4 protein-coding genes are annotated in these 4,579 nt (G+C 36.8%); 1 reads left to right on the top strand and 3 read right to left on the bottom strand.

Features of this window, described 5'->3' with window-relative positions:
• The 3 genes from ACWD1Z_RS36520 to ACWD1Z_RS36510 form a co-directional block, all read right to left on the bottom strand.
• Nucleotides 1–993, bottom strand: a 993-nt coding sequence (locus ACWD1Z_RS36520; RefSeq protein WP_451125090.1) for a relaxase/mobilization nuclease domain-containing protein, incomplete at its 3' end; no start/stop codon positions are given.
• Nucleotides 972–1,337, bottom strand: coding sequence for a plasmid mobilization protein (locus tag ACWD1Z_RS36515; protein WP_032398722.1), 366 nt, complete (start codon nt 1,335–1,337; stop codon nt 972–974). The genes ACWD1Z_RS36515 and ACWD1Z_RS36520, both read right to left, overlap by 22 nt.
• Before the next feature lie 784 nt (nt 1,338–2,121).
• Nucleotides 2,122–3,420, bottom strand: coding sequence for a polysaccharide deacetylase family protein (locus ACWD1Z_RS36510; RefSeq protein ID WP_014017385.1), 1,299 nt, complete (start codon nt 3,418–3,420; stop codon nt 2,122–2,124).
• A 168-nt stretch (nt 3,421–3,588) separates the two neighbouring features.
• Here ACWD1Z_RS36510 and ACWD1Z_RS36505 point away from each other — a divergent pair, with 168 nt between their 5' ends.
• Nucleotides 3,589–4,269 (top strand): IS6-like element IS1216 family transposase, encoded by a 681-nt coding sequence (locus tag ACWD1Z_RS36505; RefSeq protein WP_046124060.1) that lies wholly within the window; start codon nt 3,589–3,591, stop codon nt 4,267–4,269.
• Nucleotides 4,270–4,579: the final 310 nt, after the last annotated feature.

The following is a 4,579-nucleotide window of genomic DNA, read 5'->3' as shown; positions in this document are numbered from 1 at the left end:
AATTTTTGATTCTCGCTTGAGAGCTTCTGATTTTCTTGGTTCAATTGCTTGTTCAAGGCTAACAATTTCTGATTCTCTTTGTTGAGTGTCTCGCTCAAGCGGAGTAATCGCTGGTTCTCGTTGTTCAACAGCTCTAAATTCGTTTTGTCTTGCTCGGTTTTCCAACTCATGTAAAATGGTCTCCCTTCCAAAATCAGAACCCAATCGGGTCTCTCGTGCTCGTCTTTGCTTGTTATTGGCGTCTAAAAAGGCATATGAGAACGTTTGGCCTCTTTCTGATAGAATTACCCCATTGTCAGATAATCGTTCCTTAAACGCTTCGTATGAGCTCACAGAGACATCTTGAAGCGATTTATTGATTCTTTCTCTCAAATCATCCATGTAAGAATACTCATTTTTGGCGATTAGTTCTTTTTCTGTCTCTGTTTGGCGCTCATTTGGTGGCTCTAAAATGTGCCAGTTCTCTCGAGAAGCGAGTCGATCATTCATTTCTCGTGCTCGTTGAACGCTTTCTCCTTTTTGTTCTCTTAATTTATTGCCTGTCTCTAAATTGACCTTATTGACAATGATGTGGTTGTGTAAGACGTGATTTTTTCCGTCTAAATGCGTATACACAGCACTTTGATGGTTAGGATAGAGATTTTCTGCTAATTCAACGCCTAAATCATTGGCTTTTTGCCAGTCTTTTTGAACTTTCGGATTCAGTTCATCTAAGGCGAAAGATTGGGTAATACGCAAGACTTGATTGGATTCTTTGGTTTGGTTATGAAGTTGTCGAATGACATCAAATTGTTCTTTGGCGATAAAGGGATCAATCCCGTTGGTTCCACCCACGGCAACTGCCCGACAATTTGTCAGCTCCACAGGACGTTCCAATTGATGGTCTTGTAGCCACTGTTCAGTTTTTTCATGCATGGGTCTGTCTTGCCCTAAAGCATAATTAAGGGCGCTCGCTGCACTTGCGCCATTGCTTATTTTTGCAATTGTTGCCATAACTCTTGATACCCCTTTTGAGCTTGAGCGAGTACTCCGTATGTATAGCGTAAAGCCACGATCAGCTCTTTATCTTGGTTGTCCATCCGATCGAATTGATTGAGTTTCTTGGCGATTTGATTTAAATTGGTTCCTTGTTTTGAGAGTTCTAATAATAAAGATTTCGCTTGGTCATGTTCGAGATAAGGTTTTTTTAAATGAGATTTTTGTGCTAATTTTTTCGCATAAAGATTCGGAGAGAGTCCATATGTTTCTCCTGAAATTTTCAGCTTATTGTATTGTTCTTCAGATAATCTAAATTGAATGTACTTTGTTTGATTTTGTGATACTTCTTTCTGATCCATAAATAGCCTCCTCAAAGATAAAATGCCCCAGCGCTCATTCCTCAATCGCCCTTTGTCATTGATTTTGTAATAAGCATTGCGCCCTATTCGGTTACAATCCTCACAACAAAATAGCAAATATAAACCCATAAATACTGCTGTAAGCTATCACATTGTAATACAAATTACTTCGTTCTTGTATTACAATGTGGCTTGAAAAGGGGGAAGTTTCACTTTCCCCTTTTATCCCCTTTGGATTGTGTCGATTTGCTTTACGCAAACGCCACCTACCCATTTTATAAAAATAAAATGGGCAAAAAATCTTTCTTTTTGTCATACAAAAAGAAGAAAAAAAAGAGACGATTTTCTTCTTCCGAAATCGTCCCTCTTTTTTCTAAAACCATGGATGAACGAACAAAAAATCTCTCGTATTTTGTTTGTTCATCCACTAAAAATATGCGAACAGTATGGCTTCATTCAATCCTGTTCTTACAAGTCAAAAGCATTGAATCGTCCAAGGACGATTCAACAAAAAAAGTAGTCGTTTTTGGACGACTACTAAGTTCTAAACATTCATTACCCAAAATCAATTTGGTCTAACATCGTTTCTCGACTAGCTTGATCTAATCCAAGATACGTTAAGGTCATGGCTTCACTTGAATGGTTTAATAAATGCATCACTAAACCAATATTATAGTTTGACTGGGTATAGACCTTATAAGCGCCTGTTTTACGCATGGTATGCGTTCCTAGATAGTTAATTCCTACTTATTGTCGGCGGAGCTGGACGCTTCTTTCACAACCTCTATCCTCGATCTTTTTGGTCATACACTTCTTTGACGTTGATAAATTGATCAAGTATTGGATTTTCTCCTTTTAGGTCAGCTTCGAAACGGATACCGTCAATATTGATTCTGGCGTTACGGTAGTAGTCAGTTCCTAGTTGTCCCCATGCAGGAGTTGAGGCATCGACATTGCAGAAGATATCAAATCCTTGTTGTTTCAAGTAAGCAAATTTTTGATTTGCTTCAGAATAAGGTTGCCAATCGCTGATGTCAGCGCCAAATGGGTAGATCAAAATATTTGTTTTGCCTAAAATAGGTGCAACTTCATTTTGCCAACGTTCATTATCTTGTTGGATATCGGCTAAAGAAGCTTGTGTCATATTCAAGTGTCCCCAAGTATGAGAAGCAAAACTCCAACCATCTTTCTTTAATTGATCAGCAACTTTTTTGGCTGCTTCGATTTCTTTGTTTGTTTTTTCGTTATCACCATATTCTGATTTTGATGTACGGTAACCTAATACACCATTATAGCCTGTTAAAGCTAATGTTCCTTTGGCGCCTTGATAAGAAAAATCGGGATGTTTTTTAATGAATGAATCGATCAATGGAACCATATCATAGTCACCAACAGTTTCCTTCTTATTGTCGATATAAATATTCTTGATTTGGTTCTGTTTATCGACAATCAACTTACTTGGAAATCCTGAATTGTCCATGTATTCATAATAGCTGACATCGTCTTGCGAAAGAATTAACGGTTTCTTTCCTTCTGGAAGAGAAACACCTGTAAAGGTCAGTTTTCCATCTGTTCCTTTTTTGACTAATCCATTTAGATTAACAAGAACATAGTTATTTTTATATAACTGATCAATGGTTTTATTGAATTCGGAAATAGTGACCATATAATCTTTATACCCTTGTGCTTGCTGGGTATGAAAAGCCTTAGCTGGATCAACAATCAGACTATGAAAGAAGACGTGTGAGATTTTGGTCGGGTCTTCCCATTTTACCAAGGATTCTTTTTCTTTTTTCAAAGTTGCTAACAATTGTTGCGCTTCTTTGGCGTCGTCTTTTTCAAGTAAGGCGATGGCTTCATCATAATGATAACTTGCAGCAAGCTGTTTTGCTTGATCAAGCTGTTTCGTCGTTTGTTTATCTTCAACAGGTTTTGAGCTGCTGCTTGAGTGTTGAGTTGTTTGACTAGTGTTTTCTAATTTATTGTTTGTTACTGCTTGTGTAACAAAAAAGATACTTACACCTAGAATAATAACAGTGCATACAGAAGTGACAGCCAATATGATTTTGTGTGTATGTTTCATTTTATCGTCCCCTACTACTTTTTGATTTCAAAAACCCCCGTAAGCTTTTCTTAACCTTTTGAAAAACTTCCCATAACCATTGTAACGAATATAGGGTTCTGTTGCAAAGTTTTAAATCTACTATCAAATAAGGTAGAATAATAGAAAAAGATAGCAGGAGGAATGACGATGAATCATTTTAAAGAAAAGCAATTTCAGCAGGATGTGATTATTGTAGCCGTGGGCTACTATCTTCGTTATAACCTTAGCTATCGTGAAGTTCAAGAAATCTTATATGATCGTGGCATTAACGTTTCTCATACGACGATTTATCGTTGGGTACAAGAATATGGCAAACTACTCTATCAAATTTGGAAAAAGAAAAATAAAAAATCCTTTTATTCATGGAAAATGGATGAAACGTACATCAAAATTAAAGGAAAATGGCATTATTTGTATCGAGCCATCGATGCAGATGGTTTAACCTTGGATATTTGGTTACGTAAAAAACGGGACACACAAGCAGCCTATGCTTTTCTTAAGCGGTTAGTGAAGCAGTTTGATGAACCGAAGGTTGTAGTCACAGATAAAGCCCCCTCTATTACAAGTGCCTTTAAGAAACTAAAAGAATACGGCTTTTATCAAGGGACAGAACATCGTACCATTAAATACCTGAATAATTTGATTGAACAAGACCATCGTCCAGTAAAGAGACGCAATAAATTCTATCGAAGTTTACGCACTGCCTCTACCACGATTAAGGGCATGGAAGCCATTCGAGGATTATATAAGAAAACCCGAAAAGAAGGCACTCTCTTCGGCTTTTCGGTGTCTACTGAAATCAAGGTATTAATGGGAATAACAGCCTAAATCATAGATACCGTAAGGGATTTTATTCTTTATTTAAAACTTTGCAACAGAACCCTTGTATGTAATTGACTAAAACGTACAATTTTAGCTTTTAAATATGACCCTTATTTATGACCTGCTCTAATCTCACTATTCATCAGCATTCAAAAAACAGCTCACAACTGTTGAAGAATGAACCGTTCCGTTCGATTGTTTTGGCATATAAATCACTGTCATTTTTACTCCCTCTCCGAAATAAAATGAACAACTTTTTGAATTTTATTTTCCAAGTTTTCTAATTGCTTTTGATAATCAGACATCAATTCTTTTG

It is taken from the genome of Streptomyces sp. NPDC002784 (assembly GCF_053592135.1).
This window is presented reverse-complemented; position numbering and strand designations above follow the sequence as displayed.